The organism is Pseudomonas proteolytica (assembly GCF_007858275.1).
GTDB lineage: Bacteria > Pseudomonadota > Gammaproteobacteria > Pseudomonadales > Pseudomonadaceae > Aquipseudomonas > Aquipseudomonas proteolytica.
In genome coordinates, this window is the sequence record NZ_VFEV01000004.1 from 31488 (window position 1) to 57914 (window position 26427).

19 protein-coding genes are annotated in these 26427 nt (G+C 62.8%); 18 read left to right on the top strand and 1 reads right to left on the bottom strand.

Annotated features, from left to right (window positions below):
• Positions 1-7: 7 nt before the first annotated feature.
• The 6 genes from FIV38_RS04230 (at position 8) to FIV38_RS04255 (ending at position 8746) form a co-directional block, all read left to right on the top strand.
• Positions 8-2083: a TonB-dependent copper receptor gene (locus FIV38_RS04230; protein ID WP_032867214.1), complete on the top strand. Its 2076-nt coding sequence runs from the start codon at positions 8-10 to the stop codon at positions 2081-2083.
• 148 nt (positions 2084-2231) lie between these two features.
• Positions 2232-3614, top strand: coding sequence for a PepSY-associated TM helix domain-containing protein (locus FIV38_RS04235; protein WP_092233141.1), 1383 nt, complete (start codon positions 2232-2234; stop codon positions 3612-3614).
• A 153-nt stretch (positions 3615-3767) separates the two neighbouring features.
• Positions 3768-5876, top strand: a complete 2109-nt coding sequence (locus FIV38_RS04240; protein WP_092233138.1) for a TonB-dependent receptor — start codon at positions 3768-3770, stop codon at positions 5874-5876.
• A gap of 130 nt (positions 5877-6006) precedes the next feature.
• A complete protein-coding gene (locus FIV38_RS04245; protein ID WP_029297725.1) occupies positions 6007-6795 on the top strand; it encodes an ABC transporter ATP-binding protein in 789 nt (262 codons plus the stop codon).
• Positions 6792-7739, top strand: a complete 948-nt coding sequence (locus tag FIV38_RS04250) for an ABC transporter substrate-binding protein (RefSeq protein WP_092233135.1) — start codon at positions 6792-6794, stop codon at positions 7737-7739. Before FIV38_RS04245 ends, FIV38_RS04250 begins: the two co-directional genes overlap by 4 nt.
• The gene (locus FIV38_RS04255; RefSeq protein ID WP_092233132.1) at positions 7736-8746 is read left to right on the top strand and encodes a FecCD family ABC transporter permease; all 1011 of its coding nucleotides are present in this window, start codon (positions 7736-7738) and stop codon (positions 8744-8746) included. The genes FIV38_RS04250 and FIV38_RS04255 overlap by 4 nt, the downstream gene beginning before the upstream one ends.
• Before the next feature lie 33 nt (positions 8747-8779).
• On the opposite strand, the gene FIV38_RS04260 is transcribed toward FIV38_RS04255, so the two are convergent.
• Positions 8780-14674, bottom strand: a complete 5895-nt coding sequence (locus FIV38_RS04260; RefSeq protein ID WP_092233129.1) for a DUF4329 domain-containing protein — start codon at positions 14672-14674, stop codon at positions 8780-8782.
• A 283-nt stretch (positions 14675-14957) separates the two neighbouring features.
• Here FIV38_RS04260 and urtA point away from each other — a divergent pair, with 283 nt between their 5' ends.
• The 12 genes from urtA (at position 14958) to FIV38_RS04320 (ending at position 26347) form a co-directional block, all read left to right on the top strand.
• Entirely contained in the window at positions 14958-16223 is a 1266-nt protein-coding gene (gene urtA / locus FIV38_RS04265) for an urea ABC transporter substrate-binding protein (RefSeq protein ID WP_029297732.1), read from the top strand.
• Between the two features lie 96 nt (positions 16224-16319).
• Positions 16320-17822, top strand: coding sequence for an urea ABC transporter permease subunit UrtB (urtB, locus tag FIV38_RS04270; RefSeq protein WP_092233126.1), 1503 nt, complete (start codon positions 16320-16322; stop codon positions 17820-17822).
• On the top strand, positions 17822-18901 hold the full coding sequence (urtC, locus tag FIV38_RS04275) for an urea ABC transporter permease subunit UrtC (RefSeq protein ID WP_029297736.1): 1080 nt from the start codon (positions 17822-17824) through the stop codon (positions 18899-18901). Before urtB ends, urtC begins: the two co-directional genes overlap by 1 nt.
• The gene (gene urtD, locus FIV38_RS04280; protein ID WP_029297738.1) at positions 18898-19758 is read left to right on the top strand and encodes an urea ABC transporter ATP-binding protein UrtD; all 861 of its coding nucleotides are present in this window, start codon (positions 18898-18900) and stop codon (positions 19756-19758) included. The genes urtC and urtD overlap by 4 nt, the downstream gene beginning before the upstream one ends.
• A gap of 157 nt (positions 19759-19915) precedes the next feature.
• On the top strand, positions 19916-20614 hold the full coding sequence (gene urtE / locus FIV38_RS04285; protein WP_029297740.1) for an urea ABC transporter ATP-binding subunit UrtE: 699 nt from the start codon (positions 19916-19918) through the stop codon (positions 20612-20614).
• Between the two features lie 30 nt (positions 20615-20644).
• The gene (locus tag FIV38_RS04290; RefSeq protein ID WP_092233123.1) at positions 20645-21484 is read left to right on the top strand and encodes an urease accessory protein UreD; all 840 of its coding nucleotides are present in this window, start codon (positions 20645-20647) and stop codon (positions 21482-21484) included.
• Between the two features lie 144 nt (positions 21485-21628).
• The gene (locus tag FIV38_RS04295; protein WP_032862374.1) at positions 21629-21931 is read left to right on the top strand and encodes an urease subunit gamma; all 303 of its coding nucleotides are present in this window, start codon (positions 21629-21631) and stop codon (positions 21929-21931) included.
• Positions 21932-21940: 9 nt separating this feature from the next.
• Positions 21941-22471, top strand: a complete 531-nt coding sequence (locus tag FIV38_RS04300) for a GNAT family N-acetyltransferase (protein WP_029297747.1) — start codon at positions 21941-21943, stop codon at positions 22469-22471.
• A gap of 5 nt (positions 22472-22476) precedes the next feature.
• The gene (locus FIV38_RS04305; RefSeq protein ID WP_029297748.1) at positions 22477-23010 is read left to right on the top strand and encodes a GNAT family N-acetyltransferase; all 534 of its coding nucleotides are present in this window, start codon (positions 22477-22479) and stop codon (positions 23008-23010) included.
• Positions 23007-23312 (top strand): urease subunit beta, encoded by a 306-nt coding sequence (locus tag FIV38_RS04310; RefSeq protein WP_070994282.1) that lies wholly within the window; start codon positions 23007-23009, stop codon positions 23310-23312. The genes FIV38_RS04305 and FIV38_RS04310 overlap by 4 nt, the downstream gene beginning before the upstream one ends.
• 111 nt (positions 23313-23423) lie before the next feature.
• Complete coding sequence (gene ureC / locus FIV38_RS04315; RefSeq protein ID WP_092233120.1) at positions 23424-25124, top strand: urease subunit alpha; 1701 nt, start codon at positions 23424-23426, stop codon at positions 25122-25124.
• 95 nt (positions 25125-25219) lie between these two features.
• Entirely contained in the window at positions 25220-26347 is a 1128-nt protein-coding gene (locus FIV38_RS04320; protein ID WP_070994281.1) for a sensor histidine kinase, read from the top strand.
• Positions 26348-26427 lie beyond the last annotated feature (80 nt).

Genomic DNA, 26427 nt, shown 5'->3' on the forward strand with positions numbered 1-26427 from the left:
ATTTTTCATGTCCAGGTTTCCTGCTGACACCCGTATGGGATGTACCCCCGTGCTCGCCGTTTTGTGCGGCGCACTCTTGGCCCCACAGGCGTATGCCGACGACCACGCCGAACACCACAACGAGCTCAGCCCGACGGTGATTACCGGCGTTGCCCCAAGCTCCCCGCTGACCATCGTCACCAACCCCAAGGACCCACGCCAGCCGGTGCCGGCCAGTGACGGCGGCGACTACCTCAAGACCATCCCGGGCTTTGCCCTGGTGCGCAACGGCGGCACCAATGGCGACCCGGTACTGCGCGGCATGTTCGGCTCGCGCCTGAATATCCTCACCAACGGCAGCATGATGCTCGGCGCCTGCCCGGGCCGCATGGACGCGCCCACTTCCTACATCTCACCGGAAACCTACGACAAGCTCACCGTGATCAAAGGCCCGCAAACCGTGCTCTGGGGCCCCGGCGCCTCGGCCGGCACGGTGCTGTTCGACCGTGAACCGGAGCAGTTCGGCGAACTGGGCACGCGGGTCAACGCCAGCATCCTCGCCGGTTCCAACGGGCGTTTCGACAAAGTGCTGGATGCCGCCGCCGGTGGCTCGCTGGGGTATATCCGCGTGATCGGCAACCAGGCCCACGCCGATGACTACAAGGACGGCAACCACGACACCGTCGCCTCGCGCTACGACAAATGGAATGGCGACGTCGCCCTCGGCTGGACCCCGGACGCCGACACGCTGCTGGAACTCACCGCCGGTCGTGGCGATGGTGAAGCGCGTTACGCCGGACGTGGCATGGATGGCTCGCAATTCCTGCGCGAAAGCCTCGGTCTGCGCTTCGAAAAATCCAATATCGGCGAGGTACTCGACAAGGTCGAAGCCCAGGTCTACTACAACTACGCCGACCATGTGATGGACAACTACAGCCTGCGCACGCCCTCGGGCACCGGGATGATGGCCGGGCCCATGGCGTCCAACGTCGACCGCCGCACCCTCGGCGCGCGGATCAAGGCCACCTGGCGCTGGGCCGACGTGCAACTGATCAGCGGCATCGATGCGCAGACCAACGAGCACCGCCAGCGCAGCAGCGCCGGGGTCGACACCTACAAGAACCTGCCGCGCAACAAGGACGCCGACTTCCACAACTACGGAGTGTTTGGCGAATTGACCTGGTACGCCGCCGACAATGACCGGCTGATTACCGGCGCCCGCCTGGATCGCGCCTCGGCCAAGGATTACCGCCAGCGCACCGGCAGCGGCATGATGAGTCGCGCCAACCCTACCGCCGGCGATACCCGCGCCGACACTTTGCCGTCCGGTTTCGTACGTTATGAACATGACTTGGCCGACAGCCCGACGACCCTCTACGCCGGCCTCGGCCACGCCGAACGCTTCCCGGACTACTGGGAGTTGTTCTCCCCCAACCGTGGCCCTGCGGGCTCGTTGAATGCCTTCGACGCGATCAAGCCGGAGAAAACCACCCAGCTGGATTTCGGCCTGCAATACAAGACCGCAGACCTGGAAGCCTGGGCCTCCGGTTATGTCGGCCAAGTGCGCGACTACATCCTGTTCAACTACACCCCTGGGATGATGGGCATGACCTCCCAGGCGCAGAACATCGATGCGCGGATCATGGGCGGTGAACTGGGCGCGGCGTACAAACTGACGTCCAACTGGAAAGCCGACGCCACCCTGGCCTACGCCTGGGGCAAGAACAGCAGCGACGGCAAGGCGCTGCCGCAAATGCCGCCCCTGGACGCACGCTTTGGCCTGACCTACAGCGAAGACGACTGGAGCGCCGGCGCCTTGTGGCGTGTGGTCGCAGCGCAAAACCGCATCGACCAGAACAAAGGCAACGTGGTCGGCAAGGACTTCGCCAAGAGCGGTGGTTTTGGCGTGTTCTCGCTCAATGCCGCATACCGCATCAACAAGAGCTTCAAGGTCAGCACTGGCGTCGACAACCTGTTTGGCAAGGCCTACGCCGAGCACTTGAACCTGGCCGGCAACGCCGGGTTCGGCTACCCGGCCAACGACCCACAAGCCATCAATGAACCGGGGCGCACGCTCTGGACCAAGGTCGACATGAGCTTCTAGCCACCACCGTTGTAGGAGCGAGCTTGCTCGCGAAGAACGTGAACGATGACGCAGCAAATCAGACTCAACGCGGCAACCTCAGGTTTTTCGCGAGCAAGCTCGCTCCTACAAGTCATGCACAAAAATAACGTCCTTGCGGAGCACCCTGATGAACCCTCCAAAGATCTCCTTCTACAACCTGGCCTGGCGCTGGCATTTCTACGCCGGGCTGTTTGTCGCCCCCTTCATGGTGTTGCTGGCAGTGACCGGCATCATCTACCTGTTCAAGCCCCAGCTTGACCCACTGATGTACGGTCAGCTGCTCAACGTGCAGCCCGCCGAACACGTCCTCAGCGCCGACGAGCAACTGCAGCGGGCCAAGGCCGCCTATCCACATGCCACCCTCAGCAAATACCTGCCCCCCGTGGACGCCAGCAGCAGCGCGCAGTTTGTCCTGCACAACGCAGGCAACGAGCTGACCGTTTTTGTCGACCCTTACCGCGGCAGCGTGCTTGGCGAGCAGGACGCAACCTACAACCTGCAAGCCATCGTTCGTGCGTTGCATGGTGAATTGATGATCGGCACCACCGGCGACCGCCTGATTGAACTCGCGGCCGGCTGGGGGGTGATGTTGGTGGTGTCCGGCCTGTACCTGTGGTGGCCGCGCGGTCGCTCTGCTGCCGGGATTCTGTGGCCGCGCCTGGGCAGTCGCGGGCGCCTGTTCTGGCGCGACCTGCATGCCGTCACCGGGTTCTGGGGCGCGGCGTTTCTGCTGCTGATGATCCTCAGCGGCATGACCTGGACCGGCTTCTGGGGCAAGCAGTACGCCGACCTGTGGAACCGCTTCCCGGCGGCGATGTGGAACGATGTGCCGCAGTCCGATCAACAGGCCCGCAGCCTCAATACCGCGACGCAGCAGACCGTGCCCTGGGCCATGGAAAACACCCCCATGCCGGTGTCCGGCGAGCATGCCGAACACATGCAGCACGGTGGCATGCACCACGGCCCGGCCGCGCCCTCGATCAGCCTGCAACAGGTGGTGGACCTGGCCACCGCACGCCAGGTCGAGCCGGGCTACAGCGTCACCTTCCCGACCACGGCCACAGGCGTATTCACCATCGCCGTGTTCGCCAACGACCCGCGCAATGACGCAACTCTGCATGTGGACCAATACACCGGCAAGGTCCTCGCCGATGTGCGTTGGCAGCACTACAACACCGTGGCGCGGGTTACCGAGTCCGGGGTGATGCTGCACGAGGGCAAGATGTTCGGCGTGATCAACCAGATCATCGTGCTGCTGGTGTGCCTGATGATTCTGCTGAGTGCGGTCAGCGGCGTGGTGATCTGGTGGAAACGCCGGCCCCAAGGTGGCCTGGGGGTTCCACCGTTGCGCCATGATTTGCCGAAGTGGAAAACCGCCATGGTGATCATGCTCGCGCTGGCGATCATTTTCCCATTGGTCGGTGCGTCGCTGATCCTGGTGTGGGTCCTGGATCGGCTGGTGCTGGCGCGCTTTTTCAAGCAACGTGAATCGGCCTCATCTTCCCCATGAGGCAGGCGAGATGCCCTACATAGAGACGTTATGTAGTCTTACGCGGGCTTTCATCCCAAACGTAAGAAGTGTTAACTTATAACACTTACTGCACCGCCCCCACTCGCCGCGTCCAGCGGCGAGTACCGTCTCGAAGAAGCGATCTGTCGTCCGATGAACAAGTACCTTGCCAGCGGCCTGTGCCTGCTTGCCTTGCAAAACAGCGCCCAGGCCCTGACCCTGCCCGCCAGCCCCGTGACCGCCCCGGCGGTGGACAGCGAATATATCGACCTGAGCACTCCAACCACCGCCGGTTCGCGCCTGGGCCTCACAGCCCTGCAAACCCCCGGCAGTGTCGAAAGCCAGACCGGCACGCAGATCCGCGAACGGGGCGACGCCAGTGTGCAGGACGCAATCTCCCGTGCCACCGGCATCAGCCGCACCGGCACCCCGGGCGACGGCGGCACCTCGCTGCAAGCCCGTGGTTTTACCGGCCAGGGCTCGGTGATGCAGTTGTATGACGGCAACCGCCTGTACACCGGCATGGGCACCTCGACCTTCCCGGTCGACACCTGGGCGGTCGAGCGCGTGGACGTGCTGCGCGGCCCGGCCTCGGTGCTGTACGGCGAAGGCGCCACCGGCGCAGTGGTCAACACGATCTCGAAAAAACCCTTCACTGGCGAGATCGAAAACCACATCCGCCTGGGCTACGGCTCCTATGATCGCCAGCAACAAGCCCTGGACAGCGGCGGTTCGCTGACCGACACCTTGAGCTATCGCCTGAACCTCAACCGCCTGCGCAGCAATGGCTTTATCGACCGTGGCGACTCGGCCAGCGATTTTGCCAGCGGCGCCCTGCGCTGGCAGGCCGCCGATGACCTGAGCTTCACCCTGGCCCACGACTACGGCGACCAGCGCCCACAGAACTACTTTGGTACACCGCTGCTCAACGGCCACTTGCACAAGGGCCTGCGCGACAAGAACTACAACGTCAGCAACGACACCCAGCATTACAACGACCAGTGGACGCGCCTGAGCAGCGAATGGCAGATCAACGATGCCGTCAGCGCGCGCAACGAGCTGTACTACCTCAAGGCCCAGCGCCGCTGGCAGAACGCCGAGAACTACAACTTCAGCGCCGGGCAACTGACCCGCAGCGGGTTCTACGGCATCAAGCACAACCAGGAGCAGGTCGGCGATCGCCAGACCTTCACCTTCAAGCACACCCTATTCGGCCTCGATAGCCAGACCGTGACCGGCGTGGAATACAACCGCATCCGTTTCCGCCTGGCCAGCAACTCACCGTTTAAAGACGTCGTGACCGGTGGCCAGCCGATTGATGTGAAACACCCGGCCCAGGCCCCTTTTGAAAGTGCCGACCCGTTCCTGCCGCTGTTCGCCACCACCACCAAACAGTTCGCAGGCTTTGCCGAAAACCGCCTGCAACTGACCGACCAGCTCTCGCTGATCACCGGCATCCGTCGCGACTACGTGCACCTGGACCGCGATGACCTGCGCAGCGGTGAGCGCAGCGACAGGACCCTGACCGGCAACAACTGGAAGGCCGGCCTGGTATTTGCCATCACTCCAGACACCTCGGTCTACGGCCAGTACGCCACCAGCACCGATGGCGTCGGCGGGTTGATCTCCCTGAGTTCAAGCCAGCAAGCGTTCGACCTGTCCACTGCCAAGCAGACCGAGATCGGTATCAAGCAGGCCTTCTGGGACCAGCGCGGCGAGTGGACCCTGGCGGCCTACCATATCGTCAAAAAGAAACTGCTGACCGATGTGCCGGGCAACCCGCAGTTCAAACAGCAGGTGGGCCAGCAATCCTCCAATGGCCTGGAAGCCAGCCTCGACCTGCAACTGCCCCACGCCTGGCAGCTGCAAGCCAACGCGGCCATCGTGCGGGCGCAGTACGACGACTTCCAGCAGAATGTCGGCGGCGTACAAGTCTCGCGCGATGGCAATCGCCCGGTGGACGTGCCGCGCCGCACCGCCAACCTGTGGCTGAGCAAGGCCGTGACCGAAGACATCCGCGCCAGTGCCGGCGTACGTTATGTGGATGCGCGTTACGCCGACATGGCCAACCAGAACGAGCTGCCCAGCTACACCGTGGTCGATGCCAGCGTTTCGTGGAAAGCCCTGCGCAACACGACATTGGGCCTGCAATTGAATAACCTGTTCGACCGCACCTATGCCGTGAGCCAATACAATGACGGCCAGCAATGGATACTGGGGGAGCCGCGCTCGTTCTTTGTGACGGCCGACTACACCTTCTAACCCCCCACAATGTGGGAGCGGGCTTGCTCGCGAATGCGGTGGGTCAGAGATGAATATGTTGACTGACCCACCGCATTCGCGAGCAAGCCCGCTCCCACATTTTGGGACAGTGTTAACCTTGAGACCGATGATGCCCACCCTCGACCTTCACCACCTCGCCTGGTCCCCCCTGGGCCACAGCCACTGCCATCACCAGTTCCAGTTGCGTGATGCCAGCCTGCAGGTGGGCGCCGGGGAGTTTGTCGGGCTGATCGGGCCCAATGGCAGCGGCAAGACCAGCCTGTTGCGCTGCGCCTATCGGTTCAGCAAACCCGAGCAGGGCGAAGTGCGGTTCGATCACCAGAACGTCTGGAAGCAGCCTTCACGCTGGTGCGCCCAGCGCATCGCCGTGGTGTTGCAGGAGTTCCCCGATGCCTTCGGCTTGCGCGTCGATGAAGTCGTCGCCATGGGCCGCACGCCCCACAAAGGGCTGTTCGACGGCGATACCCAACACGATCGCCAACTGGTGCAACAAGCCCTCGACTCCGTCGGCCTGCTGGGCTTTGAGGACCACGCCTTCGCCACCCTTTCCGGCGGTGAAAAGCAGCGCGTGATCCTCGCCCGCGCCCTGGCCCAGCAACCGCAATTGCTGATCCTCGATGAACCGACCAACCACCTCGATCCGCGCTACCAGCTTGAGTTGCTCAAGCTGGTCAAGCGCCTGCAGATCGGCACCCTGGCCAGTATCCACGACCTGAACCTGGCGGCAGCCTTCTGTGATCGCCTGTACGTGATAAACCACGGGCGCATCATCACCAGCGGCACGCCGCACGAGGTGTTGACCACCGAGTTGCTGCGCGAGGTCTTCGGTGTCGAGGCCTTGATCGATGCCCATCCTTTGTCCGGCTACCCTCGAATCACCTGGATAACCCAACCATGATCCTGCGCTCCCTGCTCTCCCTCGCTTTGCTGCTGGGCACCGCCCAGGCGTTTGCCGAAGCGACCCATTACCCGCTGAAAATCCAGAGCTGCAACCGCGAAGTGACCTTCAACCAGGCGCCGGAACACGCCGTCAGCCACGACATCAACATGACCCAGATGATGCTGGCCCTGGGGCTCAAGTCGCGCATGGTCGGCTACAGCGGCGTGACGGGCTGGAAATCCGTGACCCCGCAAATGGCCCAGCTACTCGATGGCCTGCCAGAGCTGGCGAGCAAGTACCCTTCGGTGGAAACCCTGCTCAATGCCAACGTCGATTTCTTCTTCGCCGGCTGGGACTACGGCATGCGCGTGGGCGGCGACCTCACGCCGCAAACCCTGCAACCTTTGGGCATCAATGTGCTGGAGCTCACTGAGTCCTGTGCGTTTGTGATGAAGCGCCCGGCCGCGACCCTGGATGACACCTATAACGACCTGCGCAACCTGGGCAAGATCTTCGACGTGCAGGACCGCGCCAATACCTTGATTGCACAGATGCAGGCACAGGTCGCCCAGGTGCAGAAAAACCTGCCGGCGGAAAAGCCCCGGGTATTTCTCTACGACAGTGGCGAAGACCGTGCCATGACTTCCGGGCGCCTGGGCATGCCGCAAGCGCTGATCGCGGCGGCGGGCGGGCGCAATATCCTCGATGACGTGGACGCCAGTTGGACCCGCATCAACTGGGAAACCGTGGTCGAGCGCAACCCACAGGTGATCGTGATCGTCGACTACAGCGAAATCAGCGCCGCGCAGAAGCAGCAGTTTTTGCTGGATAACCCGGCACTGCAATCGGTGGACGCCATCAAGCACCAGCGCTTTATCGTGATTCCCTACGTGCAGGCCACGCCGGGTATCGACAACGTGCTGGCGGTTGAAACCCTGGCCAAGGGGTTCCACGGCCAATGATCGAGCGCCGCTATGCCCTGCTGCTGATTGCCCTTGGCGCGCTGTTGCTGGTCTCTTGCGTGGTGTCGCTGGGGTTCGGTCCGGCGCGGGTGCCGCTGGAAGTGGTGTGGCGGATTCTGTTGCACAAGGCAGTGGGCATCGGCGAGGTGAGCTGGAGCGCCGGCCAGGAACATATCGTCTGGTTGATCCGCGTGCCGCGCATGCTGCTCGGCGCCCTGGTGGGCGCGGGCCTTGCGCTGATCGGCGCGGTGCTGCAGGCCGTGACGCGCAACCCGCTGGCCGACCCCCATCTGCTGGGCGTGACCTCCGGCGCCACCTTGGGCGCGGTGATTGTGGTGCTGCATGTCGGCCAGGTCATCGGCTTGCTGACGCTGCCGCTGGCCGCATTTATCGGCGCGCTGTTGAGCATGCTCGTGGTGCTGGCCGTGGCCAGTCGCAACGGTCGCCTGGAAAGTGATCGCCTGTTGCTGTGCGGTGTAGCGGTGTCGTTTGTGATGATGGCGGTGGCCAACCTGCTGCTGTTCATGGGCGACCATCGCGCCGCGTCGGCGGTGATGTTCTGGATGCTCGGCGGCCTGGGCCTGGCACGCTGGGAGTTGCTGGCAATTCCCTCTGCGACTGTGCTGCTCGGGCTGCTGTTGCTGCTGGGCATGGCGCGCCCGCTCAACGCACTGATGGCCGGCGAACAGACCGCCGTCACCCTGGGCCTGAACGCACGCAATGTGCGCCTGAAGGTGTTCTTGATTACGTCGCTGATGACCGGCGTACTGGTGTCCATCAGCGGCTCCATCGGCTTTGTCGGGTTGATGGTGCCGCACATTGCCCGGCGCCTGGTGGGCGCCGAGCATCGGCGACTGCTACCGGCCTGCGGCTTGCTCGGCAGCCTGTTCCTGGTGTGGGTCGACGTCGCTGCACGCACCCTGATCGCCCCCGAGGACCTGCCTATCGGCGTAGCCACGGCGGCGATTGGCGGGCTGTTTTTCATTGGCCTGATGCGCAAGCGTTAGGCCGCCGGCCCCCTGAAAAAACCGGACCTGCGCTTACAGCTCATCCCGGTCCCGTATGTTCAGCGGCTCATCCCCCCCGATCGCTTCCAGGCTCAGACCATTGGCATATCCCAACTGCTGCTCGGACAACTGCCCTTCGTTGATCCAGAATCCGTCTTTATCCAGGACCAACAGCTTGCCAGCGTTGACCATGCCTTTGAGAAACACGCTGGGATAAACCGTGGGCCCGGTCACCAGCGTCTTGCCTTCGGTGGGCATAAAACTTGGCACGTATTTCAATAGCGCACCGCCCTGGCACGAGAGATAAAGAGCGGCGGACTCACGGGGCAAGCTACGCAATACCCAGATGAAATAGCTCATGAGTTCCGGCCCCACAAAATTGCGCAACAGGGCCTGGTCCGCTGGATCCAGGCTGTCCGTGGCAGGCATGCTGCTGTAGAGCAGATGCACCCCGACAACCCCATGGTTTGGCGGGAAGTCCGGCATTGGCGCCGGGGGCTCCACCGGTTGGACGGGACCTTGAGGGCCGCTGTAGAACAGCCGCAAAATCAGCGCGCGCCCAACCCCAGGAGCCACGGGGAGCGTGACCAGGAACGAGGAGCGCGTGGCGTCGGCCAGAACGGCAGCGAGGTACTGCTGATCCTGATAAGGCGAGAGTTGCCGCTGCAGATAGCGCACCGCATCATCCCCATGGGAGAACACCGGGCCACATGCCGCCGCCCATGGGTCGACAAAGACCTCGACCACGCCAGGCCGCCAGAACTGATCCACACGATTGCGCGTGGTCCACACCCGCCCCTGGATCAGCGTGCTCAGATCGCCGCGCGCCACCAGGTCCTGCACGTAACTGAGTACGGTCCGCTTGCCTTCCAGTAACTGCTGGCGCACCTCGACCAATCGCCCAAAATCCTCCAACTGGGCCTCTGTTCCCTGGTACTCATAGTGGAGCAAGGCGCCGTCCTGGCACGACAAGTACAACCCCAGGCGCTTGTCCTTCAAGCCATGCAGGGAGAAGCGAATGCCGGTGTCGATATCCGTGGGCGCAAAGAACGCCTGGCGCAGTGGATCATCGGCGGGCGCCTGGGCTACGTTGCTGGCGCACAGGTAGAAACCTTCGAGCCCATAGTCCTGGGGAAACTGGCCATTGGGAAAGACTTGCCAGAAGTCGCGATAGCTCTGGCGCACCATCGGCAGGCTGGCCATATAACGCGCGGTTTTCTTCGACTTGAAGAGATAGCCAAACTGTAGATTTTCGCCATGTCGGCAGCGCTCATGGACATAACGTATCGCATCCTTTTCGTTGGCAAAGAGCGGACTGAACGCCGGGTCTGCCAGGGCGTTGCGGATCATCAACGGCGCGACCTGAAACGCAATGAACTCCCCACTGATCCGGCGTGGAACACCCCAGGCAGGGCTGCCCTGCACCACTCGCAACACCCCGGTTTTGCCCAGGCGGGTGACAAACTCAGTGGGGGTCAGTTCGCCCTTGCGGATCTGCCGCTCAATGCGGTTATCCAGCAGATCTGCACGCACCGGGTCCAACGCTTGCAGGTCTTTTTTCAGTTGCTCTTCCAATGGCGTCCCGCTGCGGGTGTAACTCACCACACAGCGATCGGCGCCCAACAGGTACTCGTCAGTCAAGCTGGCGTCCTGCCCCCAAAGCGCTGCGCCAATCACCCTAGTGGACGGCATATTGCGATACAGCTGCTCCTGGTGGGTCTCCAGGGCAAAGGGCAACTCGCGGACCGGGCTTGAGCGGTAGCGCCCCACAAGGGTGTGGGCGGCGGGGAAGCCGCCCGTGCTGACCACTTCATCCGGGAAGATCCATTTGGGGTCGAAATCTTCACGCGGCACTTTCAGCGGCTCAGTGGCCACAAACAGGCCGTCGGGGCGCTTGAGGATCACCCCGCCCATCAAGCCGTTGCCCTGGAGCAACAACGACTGTACATGGCGTACCGCATCGTCCTGATGATGGAAGGCCGGCCCCAGACGACGGCGCAGGAAATTGGCATAGGGTCGCCATGGCTCGGAGCCTCGGCTCACCGCCCCTCGCCGATCCCAGCACTGGCTGCTGTACAGCACCCGCAAATCCCCGGCCTTGGCGACCAATGAAACAAACTTGGCGGTATCGAACGTGCCGTTGCGCAGGCTCATGCCCTCGATTGTCACGTCCTCACCTTGAGGGGGCTCTGTGAGCAGGGGCGCGACTTGTGGCTGATAACGCAATAAGGCGCCGTCCAGCGTCGACAGGTAGACCGGCAAAATGCCTGTCGCTGAAGCGCGCGGTATCGAGCGGGCGTCGTCTTCGGCACGCATCAGCACATTCGGGGTGACAAAAAACCGCATCAGCCAGGCCTCGACCGGCGGCAACCCCGACGGTAGCCATTGCTGCGAATAGAGCAGCCCCACCACCGTAAAGCCCCTGGCGAAAGCACCACCAGCCAGATAGCCGGCACCTTTGGAGGCGTCACGTAACGAACGCCCGCTGAGGGCTACCGGTAACAGTTCGCTGACCACAAACTCATCCGCCTCTGGGTGCTTGAGCACATAGGCGATGTAGCCCTGGGCATCCAGGTTCCTGCCAGCCCAGCGCAAATGGGCATTGAGCGCCGCGCCATCCTGGCTGCTGAAAATCGCGCCGAATGCCGGGCTCAACGGATCGACATCGGCGTAGTCGAAGTTAGGCGTCCAGTCGCTGTAGACCCGGCCACGGGGGCCCCACAACGAACTGCGGACCAGCACTTGCAGGTCGCCTGCGTCAGCCAGCCGGGTAACGATGTCTGCCGGCTTGAGCGCACCTGCTTCCAATCGCTCGAAATACCCATGCTTGCCAGGCTCACGGGTGGTGTTGCTCTGCACCACCACCTCCCTGGCCGAGCCGCCGGGGACGTAGCCGATCAGGTTGTTCGGCGAGCCACTCAGGTAGGCAGGCCGGCGCGACGCAATCACCGCGTGGAGTTCCTGATCCGAGAACATCGTGGTCATGACTTCCAGGTCCGTCAGCGTCCAGTTCAACCGCTGCTGGCGCTCGCGGTCACTGGCCGACAGTGCGGCGTGGGAGGCGTAGCGCGCATGCAGCTCGTAACCTCGCGGCGGTACCAGCACCCCATTACCGGCAACCGGCGTGAGCAGGTCGGCAGTGAATCCATTGCCGTGGATAGTCAACGGCTCAGTGAAGACAAATCGCCCATCCAGGCCCTTGAGGATATAACCACCATAGGCCGCCGCTCGGCGAAAGCCGATCCGCTCATGGGCATGGCGAGCGGCATCCTCGGCCGTCAGGAACGCCGCACTCAACACCATGGGAACCGAGCCCAATGGCAGGCTCTCGCTGTCATACACCGGTCCCTGGGTTTGCCATAACGCGCCCTGCTGAAGCACCGACAACGCACCGGCACGGATCACCCGGCGCACGAAGTCCCGTGGAGACAACGAGCCGTCGAGCAAAGCGGCCTGGTTACCTTTGTCGGTCACCGTACTGCCAGTCACCGTCACCAGTTCGTTGTCGGGCGCGGCACCTGGCACCTGCCATTGCAGCAATGCGTCGTCGGCGGTGCGCAGATACAACTTCAGCCCCAGCCCGGCGACCTGCAACGCAAAGGTTTCCAGCCCCTGTTGTACGCTCTCCACCAGCAATTTCGGGCTGGTAAAGCGCCTGTACAGCCAACCCTCCCGAACGGGCAGTTGCGCGGCATCAAGGGGCGGCGCATTGCGGTAGATGCCGACCAGGCGGTAATTGGCCGGCAGTCTTGGCTGACCGTCGGCCCGCAGCGGAAACTGGCTTGCCACGCTCGTGCCGGCCGCAACGGGCAGCGTCGCGGCGTAGGTTTGCGTGGTCTTGTGCTTGAGTACAACGCCTTGGTACGCACCGGCTGGCAAGGCGGCCATCTGGTTCAGTGCAATCAGCGCAGCCACTTGCCCCGTGTTCGCGGCGGATGTGAAGAAGGGCTGCTCCTGCACGACATTGGCAGGACCGACCGGCGTACCGAGCCGCCACCCTTTGGAGACACGGCCGCGAACACCTCCCCAAATACGACTGGGCAGCACCACTCGCAGGTCTCCAACGTCTGCAATACTCCAAATCACCGCCTCAAATTCAGTGTTCGGCTCAAATGGTTCTTCACCGGTCAACTGATCCAGCAGCTTCTGCTCTGCAGCCGAACCGCTGCTTAAGTATTTGAGCAACGAGCCCCCCGGCCCCGATAGATAGTGGGCCGAAGCAAACGTGCGATTAGCGATGATTAACGTCGCGTCAGCCGACGAAAAAAAGCTGACAAACAAAGCGACCTGATCAGCGGGGTGTTGCGTCAACAGTTCTTGCTCTCCCTCGGACTTGGCCGGATGGGAGTGATAGAGGGCGTAGCACTCATAAGATTGCGGGGCGATGAAGTGATCATGTTCATCGGTGGCCAGGATGGTGATAAAACTAAACTGAGTGGCCATGCCGGCCACCGGCTCCGTGGCGAAATAGCGCACTCCCTGTTTCAGCACGACACCGCCGTACTCCTTGTCTCGCTGGTTGCCAATCCGGTCGTGGGCCCAGCGGGCAGCATCGTCAGCGCTGATGAAGGGCGGGCTCAAGACCGGTTTGGGAATCAATGAAAACGCGCGCCACTGAGCATCCACTGGGCCGCTCCTGTCCCAGACTTTTCCCGTGCGCAAGACCGTCAGATGCCCTGCTGCGGCCACGCGCAACACAAAGGCCCGAGGCCGCAATGTACCGGCGAGTAACGCCGAATCGATCTGGTTATCCAACACCCGACCGTCAGCCTCGACGCGAAAAAGATCGGCCTCCGCCGCCGAGAACGAACAGGTGTATTGCAGCAAGGCTCCATCATTGACACTGCGATAGAACACCAGCCGCTGCTGTGGCCCCAACAAGTCCTTGGACTGGTGCCCTTGATAAAGCTGGGTTGCCAGTTCGGCGGGAGCAAAAAAGTTGCGGTACAACCATGGTTCCTGGGCGGTGAGCCTGGCAGGCACTGGGGTGCGTCCCTGGTAAACGCCGTACCAATGAAACTGATCGTGCTGCACCCGATTGCCATCCGGGGTCAGTGCAAAAAGCTGTTGAATGGTCACAGGCGCCGCGCCACCGGCCAGCGGCTCGATCAGCACGTAATCTTCTTTATCGATGTGCTTGAGGATAAACGCCGTTTGGTGGTGTTCAAGCAATGCCAGCGTGGCATCCAGCCCGGACTGCACAGCCCCGCAAGCCGGCAGGTCGTAGGTGCGCGAGACGAACGGGGAAAAAGGCTGCCATTGCGTGGGCACTGTACCTACCGAGCCGCCCCATAAACCACTGGGCACCACGAAGGACAATTGGCTGACGCTGAGCAGCTTCTTGATGAGGCTCTCAGGTTTCACGTCGGGGGGACCGTCCTCATGGCCGAAGTGCAGGCCTTTCTTCAACCACACGCCAAAGCGCCGCTCCGCTTCCGACCCCGTGGTGACATGTTTGAGCAGCGCACCGTCCGGACCGGACAGGTAAGAAGCAGAAAAAAAGCCGCGCTCCAAAATATTGATGCTCAGGTCGATATCCGAAAAGAAGCTGTTCAAGGCCCTGGCCTGGCGTTCGGAAAGCTCAGGATTATTGGCCGCAAAAGCGTCGAAAATATCGGGGTGTGAGTGATATTCGGCCACGCACCGATAGCCTTGCGGGTGCAAGTACTGACTGTTGCTGTCGACCTTGAGCACGTCCCAGAAGTCGAAAGTATTGCGCTGCCCCGCAATAGGTTCGGTGCTATAGAAATAGCCATCTGACAAGCGCTCCAGAATCACCCCCCCATACTCGATAGCACGCCGGCTGCCGATCTGCCGGTGGGCGTAGCGGGCCGCATCGTCCATGGTGATAAAGGCAGGCCCCACAGGTGGTAGCGCCACATCGGACTTCAGGCCACCGCCGAACCATCCGCGTTTAGGTCGTTCCATGACATCCCCTCAAATGTGCCGTGGCCAGACGCTGGCCAGGGTCAGGCGATCTTTGCCCCTGGCGCCATCCCCAGGGCGCTAGATAGTTATCCACACCCTGCCCCGTTCAGGCGCGCGCCCTGCACCAACACCTGAAACAAGCCCTGACTTGGTGCACAGCTCGCGATCCAGACGCCTGACTCCCCGCATAACCAGGGGCCACTCGCAGTAGGCACAGCCTTTGCAAACGCTCCCTCAGCGCCCTACCTGCCCCCTAAAAATATTGAGTTCTGGAGACCACACCATGAAGCGTCGCAGCTTGATAAAGGCTTTCACTCTGTCGGCATCCATTGCCGCCATGGGCATGACCTGGACTGTCCAGGCCGCCGAGACCATCAAGGTCGGCATCCTGCATTCGCTGTCCGGAACCATGGCCATCTCCGAAACGTCCCTCAAGGACATGGCGCTGATGACCATCGACGAGATCAACGCCAAGGGTGGCGTGAACGGCAAGATGCTCGAGCCGGTGGTGGTGGACCCTGCGTCCAACTGGCCGCTGTTCGCCGAGAAAGGCCGGCAGTTGCTGACCCAGGACAAGGTCGCGGTGGTGTTTGGCTGCTGGACCTCGGTGTCGCGCAAATCGGTGCTGCCGGTGTTCGAAGAACTCAATGGCTTGCTGTTCTACCCGGTGCAGTACGAAGGTGAAGAAATGTCGCCCAACGTGTTCTACACCGGTGCGGCGCCCAACCAGCAGGCAATCCCGGCGGTGGAGTACCTGATGAGCGAAGAAGGCGGCAGCGCCAAGCGCTTCTTCCTGCTGGGCACCGACTACGTGTACCCACGCACCACCAATAAGATCCTGCGCGCGTTCCTGCATTCCAAAGGCGTGGCCGACAAAGACATCGAAGAGGTCTACACCCCGTTCGGCCATAGCGATTACCAGACCATCGTCGCCAACATCAAGAAGTTCTCGGCGGGCGGCAAGACGGCCGTGGTGTCCACGGTCAACGGCGACTCCAACGTGCCGTTCTACAAGGAACTGGCCAACCAGGGCCTGAAAGCCACCGAGGTTCCGGTGGTGGCGTTCTCGGTCGGCGAAGAAGAACTGCGCGGCATCGACACCAAGCCGCTGGTGGGCAACCTGGCGGCGTGGAACTACTTCCAGTCGGTAGAGAACCCGGTCAACGCCAAGTTCGTCGCCGACTGGAAAGCCTATGCCAAGGCGAAAAACCTGCCGGGCGCCGACAAGGCCGTGACCAACGACCCGATGGAAGCCACCTACGTCGGCATCCACATGTGGGCGCAGGCCGTGGAAAAAGCCAAGTCCACCGACGTCGACAAAGTGCGTGAAGCCCTGGGCGGCCAGACCTTCGCCGCGCCGTCGGGCTACACCCTGACCATGGACAAGACCAACCACCACCTGCACAAGCCGGTGATGATTGGTGAGATCCAGTCAGACGGGCAGTTCTCGGTGGTGTGGCAGACCGAAGGGCCGATCCGCGCCCAGCCTTGGAGCCCGTACATCCCTGGCAATGACAAAAAGCCGGATCACGCGGTGAAGAGCAACTAAGCCCCAACACAGATCAAATGTGGGAGCGGCGGTGCGACGATTCGACTTGCTCGCTCCCACATAAACCTAGTCCGTGCATGACCAGGACATTTGTTTATGCCCACTGCCCTCCACCGTTTCATCCTGGCCTGCCTGCTGTTGCTGCCCCTGGCCGCACACGCAGGCGATGCCGAAGACTTCCTCGCGGCCAACCCCATGCAACAGGCCAAACTGTTGCAAGACTGGGCCGCCCAGCCCGACCCGGCGCGCATCGAGTTGGTCAACGCCTTGCAACAAGGCCAAGTCAGCGTCAACGGCGAAACCAAGACCGTACGCCTGAACAACCGCCTGCGTGGCTTGATCAACAACGTGCAGGCCAGCCAGCAACTGCTCGCCGCCGACCCCAAGGTCCGCCTGGCCGCTGCCCAAACCCTGCAAAAAAGCGCGCAACCTGCGCAACTGAAATTCCTCGACCAGCAACTCGCCAGCGAAACCAATGACGAGGTACACAGCGCTCTGGGCCTGGCCCTGGCCAACCTGCAACTGGTCGACCCCGACCCGGCCGTGCGCCTGGCCGCCGTGCGTCTGCTGGGCAGCACCGGCGACCCACTGGCCCGCACGCGCCTGGAAGCGCTGCTGGCGCCTGGCGTAGAAACCGATGCCGGGGTGCACACCGCCGCCGAAACCAGCCTGGCCCAGGTCAAGCGCAAGCTGCTGGTGGGCGAGGTGCTTGGCCAGGCCTTCAGCGGCATGTCCCTGGGCTCGATCCTGTTGCTGGCGGCCCTGGGCCTGGCGATCACCTTCGGCCTGCTCGGCGTGATCAATATGGCCCACGGCGAGATGCTGATGCTCGGTGCCTACTCCACCTATGTGGTGCAGTTGCTGATGCAGCGCTACGTGCCCCAGGCCATCGAGTTCTACCCGTTGCTCGCGCTGCCGGTGGCGTTTTTTGTCACCGCCGGCATCGGCATGGCGCTGGAGCGCACGGTGATCCGCCATCTCTACGGCCGGCCGCTGGAAACCCTGCTGGCCACCTGGGGCATCAGCCTGATGCTGATCCAACTGGTGCGCTTGCTGTTCGGCGCACAGAACGTCGAAGTGGCCAACCCGGCCTGGCTGTCGGGCGGGATCCAGGTGCTGCCCAACCTGGTGCTGCCGTACAACCGCATCGTCATCATCGGCTTTGCGTTGTGCGTGGTGGTGCTGACCTGGCTGCTGCTGAACAAGACCCGCCTGGGCCTCAACGTGCGCGCCGTGACCCAGAACCGCAACATGGCCGCCTGCTGCGGCGTGCCCACCGGGCGCGTGGACATGCTCGCCTTTGGCCTCGGCTCGGGCATCGCAGGCTTAGGTGGCGTGGCCCTGAGCCAGATCGGCAACGTCGGCCCGGACCTGGGCCAGAGCTACATCATCGACTCGTTCCTGGTGGTGGTACTCGGCGGCGTCGGCCAACTGGCCGGCAGTGTCATGGCCGCCTTCGGCCTGGGGATTGCCAACAAGATTCTTGAACCGCAGATCGGTGCCGTGCTCGGCAAGATCCTGATCCTCGCGCTGATCATTCTGTTTATCCAGAAACGCCCGCAAGGACTCTTCGCACTGAAAGGACGGGTGATCGACTGATGAACCAGCCATTGATGCTCACGGCCGCGCAAAAGGCCGGCCCCAAGGTGACGATTGCGGTGGGCGCGGTGATCCTCGCCGTGCTGCTGGCGTTGCCGCTGCTGTCGCTGTTGCCCGCAGAGAGTGCATTCCACGTCTCGGCCTACACCCTGACCCTGGTGGGCAAGATCCTCTGCTACGCCATCGTCGCCCTGGCCCTGGACCTGGTGTGGGGCTACGCCGGCATGTTGTCCCTGGGCCACGGCCTGTTCTTTGCCCTCGGCGGTTACGCGATGGGCATGTACCTGATGCGCCAGGCCGCCGGCAGCGAGTTGCCGGCGTTCATGACCTTCCTGTCGTGGACCGAACTGCCGTGGTATTGGGTCGGCACCGAACACTTCCTCTGGGCCCTGTGCCTGGTGGTATTGGCGCCGGGGTTGCTGGCGCTGGTGTTCGGCTTCTTCGCCTTCCGCTCACGGATCAAGGGCGTGTATTTCTCGATCATGACCCAGGCCCTGACCTTTGCCGGGATGCTGTTGTTTTTCCGCAACGAGACCGGCTTTGGCGGCAATAACGGCTTTACCAACTTCCGCAGCATCCTGGGCTTTGGCATCACCGAACCCGGCACCCGTGCGGTGCTGTTCCTGGCCACGGTGCTGCTGTTGGTGGGCAGCCTGTTTATCGGCTGGCGCCTGGCCCGGAGCAAGTTCGGCCGCGTGCTGACGGCCCTGCGCGATGCAGAAAACCGCCTGATGTTCTGCGGCTACGACCCCCGTGGTTTCAAGCTGTTTGTCTGGGTGTTGAGCGCCGTGCTGTGCGGCCTGGCCGGGGCGCTGTACGTGCCGCAGGTGGGCATCATCAACCCCAGCGAAATGTCACCGACCAACTCCATCGAAGCCGCCGTGTGGGTCGCCCTGGGCGGGCGCGGCACGCTGATCGGCCCGCTGCTGGGTGCCGGCGTGGTCAACGGCATGAAGAGCTGGTTCACCGTGGCCTTCCCGGAGTACTGGCTGTTCTTCCTTGGGGCGCTGTTCATCATCGTCACCCTGTACCTGCCCAAGGGCATCATCGGCCTGTTGAAGAAAAGGGGCGAACAATGAGAGTCACGGCAACCGACCAGTTCATGCTCGAACCGATCATCGAACCGAACCGCGACCAGGGCACCAGCCGCGATGCCATCGGCCTCGGCCAGGCCGCCGGCAAAGGCCTGAACACCCGCCACGGCACGATCCTGACCCTGGAAGACATCAGCGTCAGCTTCGACGGCTTCAAGGCCCTCAATGACTTGAACCTGTACATCGGCGTTGGCGAACTGCGTTGCATCATCGGCCCCAATGGCGCAGGCAAAACCACCCTGATGGACGTGATCACCGGCAAGACCCGCCCCAGTCACGGCAAGGCCTGGTTCGGCGAAACCCTGGACCTGACCCGCATGAGCGAAGTGCAGATCGCCCAGGCCGGCATCGGCCGCAAGTTCCAGAAGCCCACGGTGTTCGAAGCCCTGAGCGTGTTCGAGAACCTGGAGCTGGCGCAGAAGACCGACAAATCGGTATGGGCCAGCCTGCGCGCACGCCTTGGCGGGGAACAGAAGGACCGCATCGAAGAGGTGCTGGACACCATCCGCCTTAGCGCGTCGGCACAACGCCCGGCCGGCTTGCTGTCCCACGGCCAGAAGCAGTTCCTGGAAATCGGCATGCTACTGATGCAAGACCCACAGCTGTTGCTGCTCGACGAGCCGGTGGCCGGCATGACCGACGCCGAGACCGAGTTCACCGCCGAACTGTTCAAGCGCCTGGCGGGCAAGCATTCGCTGATGGTGGTGGAGCACGACATGGGCTTTGTCGGCTCGATTGCCGACCACGTCACGGTGTTGCACCAGGGCAGTGTGCTGGCCGAAGGGTCGCTGGAACAGGTGCAGGAAAACGAGCGCGTCATCGAGGTGTACCTCGGTCGCTGAACCCGATGCGGATTGCTCTCTGTAGGAGCGAGCTTGGCTCCGGGCGGCGTTCCGACGAAGATCGTCAACGATAACGCGCCGAGCCTGAATGCCCGCGGTGCCTTGGCGTTTTTCGCGAGCACGCTCGCTCCTACAGGGAATTGAGGAGAGTTTGAACATGCTGCAAGTCGACAAATTGCACCAGTACTACGGCGGCAGCCATATCCTGCGCGGCCTGTCCTTTGACGTGAAAGTCGGTGAAGTCACCTGCCTGCTCGGCCGTAACGGTGTGGGCAAAACCACCCTGCTCAAATGCCTGATGGGCCTGTTGCCCGCCAAGGAAGGCGCGGTGAACTGGGAAGGCAAGGCCATCACCGGTTTCAAGCCGCACCAGCGGGTACACGCCGGCATTGCCTACGTGCCCCAGGGCCGGGAGATTTTCGGCCGGCTGACGGTGGAAGAAAACCTGCTGATGGGCCTGTCGCGTTTTCCCGGCAGCGAAGCCAAGCAAGTCCCGGCGTTTATCTACGAGCTGTTCCCGGTGCTGCTGCAAATGAAGCATCGGCGCGGTGGCGACCTGTCTGGCGGCCAGCAGCAACAACTGGCCATCGGCCGCGCCCTGGCCAGCCGTCCGCGCCTGCTGATCCTCGACGAGCCCACCGAAGGCATCCAGCCCTCGGTGATCAAGGAGATCGGTGCGGTGATCAAGAAACTTGCCGAGCGCGGCGACATGGCGATTTTGCTGGTGGAGCAGTTCTACGACTTCGCCGCCGAACTGGCCGATCAATACCTGGTGATGTCCCGCGGGGAAATCGTCCAGCAAGGCCGTGGTGAAAATATGGAGGCCGAGGGTGTACGCGGCCTGGTTACCATCTAATCTGTAGCGTCTTGTCGATAAGCCCAAACCATGACTGTGCCTGCCCCCACCGCCCTGTTCACCCCCAGCTGGCACGCCGCGCTGGAGTTGGGCTATGCACGATTCGGCGCGACCACGCGCCCGGTACTGCGCCGCCACCTGGGCCCGCTGCGGGTGCAAAAACACCTGTACGCCGAAGGCCCCGAGGTGTGCCAGCACATCATCGTGCACCCGCCGGGCGGGATTGCCGGTGGGGATCGCCTGGATATCACCGCCCATCTGGCTGAGGGCGCGTGGGCGCAATTGACCAGCCCCGGCGCCGCCAAGTGGTATCGCGCCAGCGGGCCGGCCTACCAGCAGGTGGTGTTGACGGTCGAGGCCGGCGCCACCCTGGAGTGGCTGCCCCAGGAAACCATCGTGTTCAGCGCCGCCCAGGCCGAACTCAGCACGCGCATCAACCTCGAAGGCGACGCCCGGCTGTTCTACTGGGACGTGGTGGCGCTAGGGCGCCCGGCCAGTGGCGAGCGTTTCGACCGTGGGCACTTTCAGTCGCACCTGGATATCCGCCGCGACGGCCAGTTGCTGTGGCATGAGCGCCAACGCATTGTGGGCGACGACGGCCTGCTCGACTCGCCGATTGGCCTGGATGGGCAGCCGGTGTTTGCCACGTTGCTGGTGAGCGGGGAAATCGATACCGAACTGCTTGAACAATGCCGTGCGCTGCCGCATGCAGTACGTGGCGACCTGACCCAACTGCCGGGTTTGCTGGTGGCGCGCTGCCTGGCCAGCGAGACGTTACTGGCGCGGGCCTGGTTGATTGATCTGTGGCGGCTGTTGCGCCCGGCATTGCTGGGGCGTGAGGCCATACCACCAAGAATTTGGAACACATGAGATCAAAATGTGGGAGCGGGCTTGCTCGCGAATGCGGTGTATCAGTCAACATATCCATTACTGACCCACCGCATTCGCGAGCAAGCCCGCTCCCACATTGGACCTGTGTTGTTAATAATTGTTTTTCAAAACGGATTGCTGACCATGGACCTGACCCCACGGGAAAAAGACAAACTGCTGATCTTCACCGCAGGCCTGGTGGCCGAACGCCGCCTGGCGCGCGGGGTGAAGCTTAACTACCCGGAAACCATCGCCTACATCTCCGCCGCCCTGCTCGAGGGCGCGCGCGACGGGCGCACGGTGGCCGACCTGATGCACTTTGGCACCACCCTGCTCAGTCGCGAGCAAGTGATGGAAGGCATCCCGGAGATGATCCCGGATATCCAGGTCGAAGCCACCTTCCCCGACGGCACCAAGCTGGTGACCGTCCACCAACCCATCGCCTGAGGCCCAGCCATGTCCTTGCTGATTCGTGACGCGGTGCACGGCGACCTGCCGGCGATCCGCGATATCTACAACGATGCCGTGCTCAACACCACGGCGATCTGGAACGACCAACCGGTGGACCTGGGCAATCGCCAGGCCTGGTTCAGTGCGCGCCAGGCGCAGTTCTATCCGATCCTGGTGGCGGTGGAAGCCGAACACGTGGTCGGCTATGCCTCGTTCGGCGACTGGCGGCCCTTCGACGGCTTTCGCCATACCGTCGAGCATTCGGTGTATGTGCGCAACGACCAGCGCGGCAAAGGCCTCGGCCCGTTGCTGATGCAGGCCCTGATCGAACGCGCCAGGGCCTGCGACAAACACGTGATGGTCGCCGCCATCGAAAGCGGCAACCAGGCTTCGATCCGCCTGCATGAGCGCCTGGGCTTTGGCATCACCGGGCAAATGGCCCAGGTGGGCACCAAGTTCGGCCGCTGGCTGGACCTGACCTTTATGCAACTGATGCTCAACCCTGGCGCCCAGCCGCCGGCGGTTCACAAGGAGTAACAGCAATGAGCGCCGCCCAACTGCGTCGAGTGAACACCGAAAGCTTTGCCCATTACCGCCAGGGTTTGATTGAGCTGTTGCTGGACGCCGTGCAGCACGGCGCATCGGTGGGCTTCATGGCCGACCTCGACGCGGCTCAGGCACGGGACTATTTCGACGGCGTACAGGCTGGTATCGAGGACGCCAGCCTGCTGCTGTGGGTGGTGGTGCGCGATGAACAGGTGCTGGCCAGCGTACAACTGGCGCTGTGCCAGAAAGCCAACGGCCTCAACCGCGCCGAGGTGCAAAAGCTGCTGGTGCGCAATGACGCCCGGCGCCACGGCCTCGGCCAGCAATTGATGAGCGCCCTGGAGCTGTGCGCACGCCAGCACAAGCGCGGCCTGCTGTACCTGGACACCGAAGCCGGCTCCCCCGCCGAAGCTTTCTACCAGGCGCTGCGCTACACCAAGATCGGCGAACTGCCGGACTACTGCCAAAGCCCGGACGGGCGCTACAGCCCGACCGCCATCTACTACAAGACCCTGGGGCAACCTGCATGATTCCTGGTGAATATCAGATCCAGCCTGGTGAAATCGAACTCAACGTGGGCCGGCGCACTGTCACCCTGAGCGTGGCCAACAGCGGCGACCGGCCGATCCAGGTGGGTTCCCATTACCATTTTTTCGAGACCAACGACGCGCTGGCCTTCGATCGTGCCCTGAGCCGCGGCATGCGCCTGAACATCCCGGCGGGCACGGCGGTGCGCTTTGAGCCGGGGCAGAGCCGCGAGGTGGAGTTGGTGGAGCTGGCGGGGTTGCGCCGGGTGTTCGGGTTTGCCGGACGCATCATGGGCGACCTGTAGGGCCTCATCGCAGGCAAGCCAGCTCCCACATGGGAATGCATTTCAAATGTGGGAGCTGGCTTGCCTGCGATAGCGGATTCACATTCAACACAAATTCTTCAGGACACCCCTATGAAAATCAGCCGCCAAGCCTACGCCGACATGTTCGGCCCCACCGTCGGCGACAAGGTCCGCCTGGCCGATACCGAGCTGTGGATTGAAGTGGAACAGGACTTCACCACCTACGGCGAAGAAGTGAAGTTCGGCGGCGGCAAAGTTATCCGCGACGGCCAGGGCCAGAGCCAACTGCTGGCCGCCGACGTGGTCGACACGGTGATCACCAACGCGCTGATCATCGATCACTGGGGTATCGTCAAGGCCGATGTCGGCCTGAAGAACGGGCGTATCGCCGGGATCGGCAAGGCCGGCAACCCGGATATCCAGCCGGGCGTGACCCTGGCCATCGGCGCCAGCACCGAAGTGATTGCCGGCGAAGGCATGATCCTCACCGCCGGCGGCATCGACACCCATGTGCACTTCATCTGCCCGCAGCAGATCGAAGAGGCGCTGACCAGTGGCGTCACCACCATGATCGGCGGCGGCACCGGGCCGGCCACCGGCACCAACGCTACCACCTGCACCTCGGGCCCGTGGCACCTGGCGCGCATGCTGCAGGCCAGCGATGCGTTCCCGATGAACATTGGCTTTACCGGCAAGGGCAACGCCAGCCTGCCTGAGCCGTTGATCGAACAGGTCAAGGCCGGGGCGATTGGCTTGAAGCTGCATGAAGACTGGGGCACCACCCCGGCGAGCATCGACAACTGCCTGAGCGTGGCCGACGAATACGATGTGCAGGTGGCGATCCACAGCGACACCCTCAACGAGTCCGGTTTTGTCGAAACCACTCTCGCCGCGCTCAAGGGGCGCACCATCCACACCTACCACACCGAAGGGGCCGGCGGCGGGCACGCGCCGGATATCATCAAGGCCTGCGGTTTCCCCAACGTGCTGCCCAGCTCCACCAACCCGACCCGGCCATTCACCCGCAATACCATCGATGAGCACCTGGACATGTTGATGGTCTGCCATCACCTGGACCCGAGCATTGCCGAAGACGTGGCCTTCGCCGAAAGCCGCATCCGCCGCGAAACCATCGCCGCCGAAGATATCCTGCATGACCTTGGCGCATTCTCGATGATCAGCTCCGACAGTCAGGCCATGGGCCGCGTGGGCGAGGTGATCATGCGCACCTGGCAAACCGCCGACAAAATGAAAAAACAACGCGGGCCGCTGCCGGGGGACGGAGCAGGCAACGATAACTTCCGTGCCAAGCGCTACATCGCCAAGTACACCATCAACCCGGCGATCACCCATGGCATCAGCCATGAAGTGGGCTCGATCGAGGTGGGCAAGTGGGCCGACCTGGTGCTGTGGCGCCCGGCGTTCTTCGGGATCAAGCCCACGTTGATTCTCAAGGGTGGGGCGATTGCCTCAAGCCTGATGGGCGATATCAACGGCTCGATCCCTACGCCGCAGCCGGTCCACTACCGGCCGATGTTCGCCAGCTTCGGCAGCGCGCTGCACGCCACCAGCCTGACGTTTATCAGCCAGGCCGCACTGGCCGAGGGCCTGCCGCAAGCCCTGGGCCTGAAGAAGCAGATCGGGGTGGTCAAGGGCTGCCGCCAGGTGCAGAAAACCGACCTGATCCACAACGACTACCTGCCCGAGATCGAGGTAGATCCGCAGACCTATCAGGTCAAGGCCGACGGTGTATTGCTGTGGTGCGAACCGGCGGATGTGTTGCCGATGGCCCAGCGTTACTTTCTATTCTGACCGTTCATCGGCATTAACCCTGTGTGCCAGTGAAGCGAAGAGGCGTAAGGCGCTACGATGCGCCTCTTTACTGTCTTGCACTTGGGAACCTGGCTATGGGCCTATCCGAATTCATCGTGTTGCATGCCGAGCGGATCGTCGATGAATGGGAGCAGTTTGCCGAAACATTGACCCCGGCCGCCGACACCCTGAACCGCACGCAACTGCGCGACCACGCGCACTCGATCCTGCTGGCCGCCGCACGGGACATGAACACCCGCCAGAGCGCCGACGAACAAGCGGCCAAGGCCAAGGGCGAAGGCCCGGAGAAAACCCCAAGCCTGGACGAAGCCGCCGCCAGCCATGGCGAGCTACGTCATACCGTGGGTTTTGACCTGGTGCAGATGACCTCCGAGTTCCGCCACCTGCGGGCCTGTGTGATCCGGCTGTGGGTCGATAGCCTCGAGGTGCCGGACATGACGTACTTCCAGGACATGATCCGTTTCAATGAGGCCATCGACGAAGCCCTGGCCGAATCCACCGCGGCCTACGCCGAGCAGGTCAATCGCTCGCGGGATATTTTCCTCGCCATCCTCGGCCACGACCTGCGCGCACCGTTGCAGGCGGTGAACATGTCCACCGAGATGTTGCTGCGCAAAGTCGCGCTGGACAGCCAAGGCTTGAGCCTGGTGGGCAATATCAAAAATGGCGCCCGGCATATGGGGGCAATGGTCCGCGATCTATTGGAGTTTGTGCGCAGCCGGCTGGGCAGCAGCCTGCCGATCGAACCCAAGCCGATGAACCTGGCTGACGCCGCGCAGGCCGCCATCGACGAAGCATGCGCTGGTCGCCCGGATTGCCAGGCCCATTTGCATGTCGAGGACGACACCCAGGGGCAGTGGGATCGTGGGCGAATCGATCAACTGCTGCAGAACCTGATTGGCAACGCGTTGCAGCACGGCCTCAACAGCCAGGCCGTGACCCTGAACCTCAAGGGCACGCCCGACACCGTGGAACTGAGCGTGCACAACTACGGCATCCCGATTCCCCAGGCGGCGCTGGGCACCGTCTTCGACCCGCTGGTACGCAGCGCCACTGAAGAACTGGGCAACACCTCGACCAGCCTCGGGCTGGGGCTGTTTATCGTCAAGGAAGTGGTGCTGGCCCATCAGGGCACGATTGAAGTGACCTCCAGCGAGGCCGAAGGCACCACATTCACCGTGGTGCTGCCGCGACGGTGCTAGTGCGATTGTTGTGACTAGTGGGCCTGTTGTGATGAGCCGGCTTGTCGTGGCGAGCGGGCTTGTTGTGGCGAGCGGGCTTG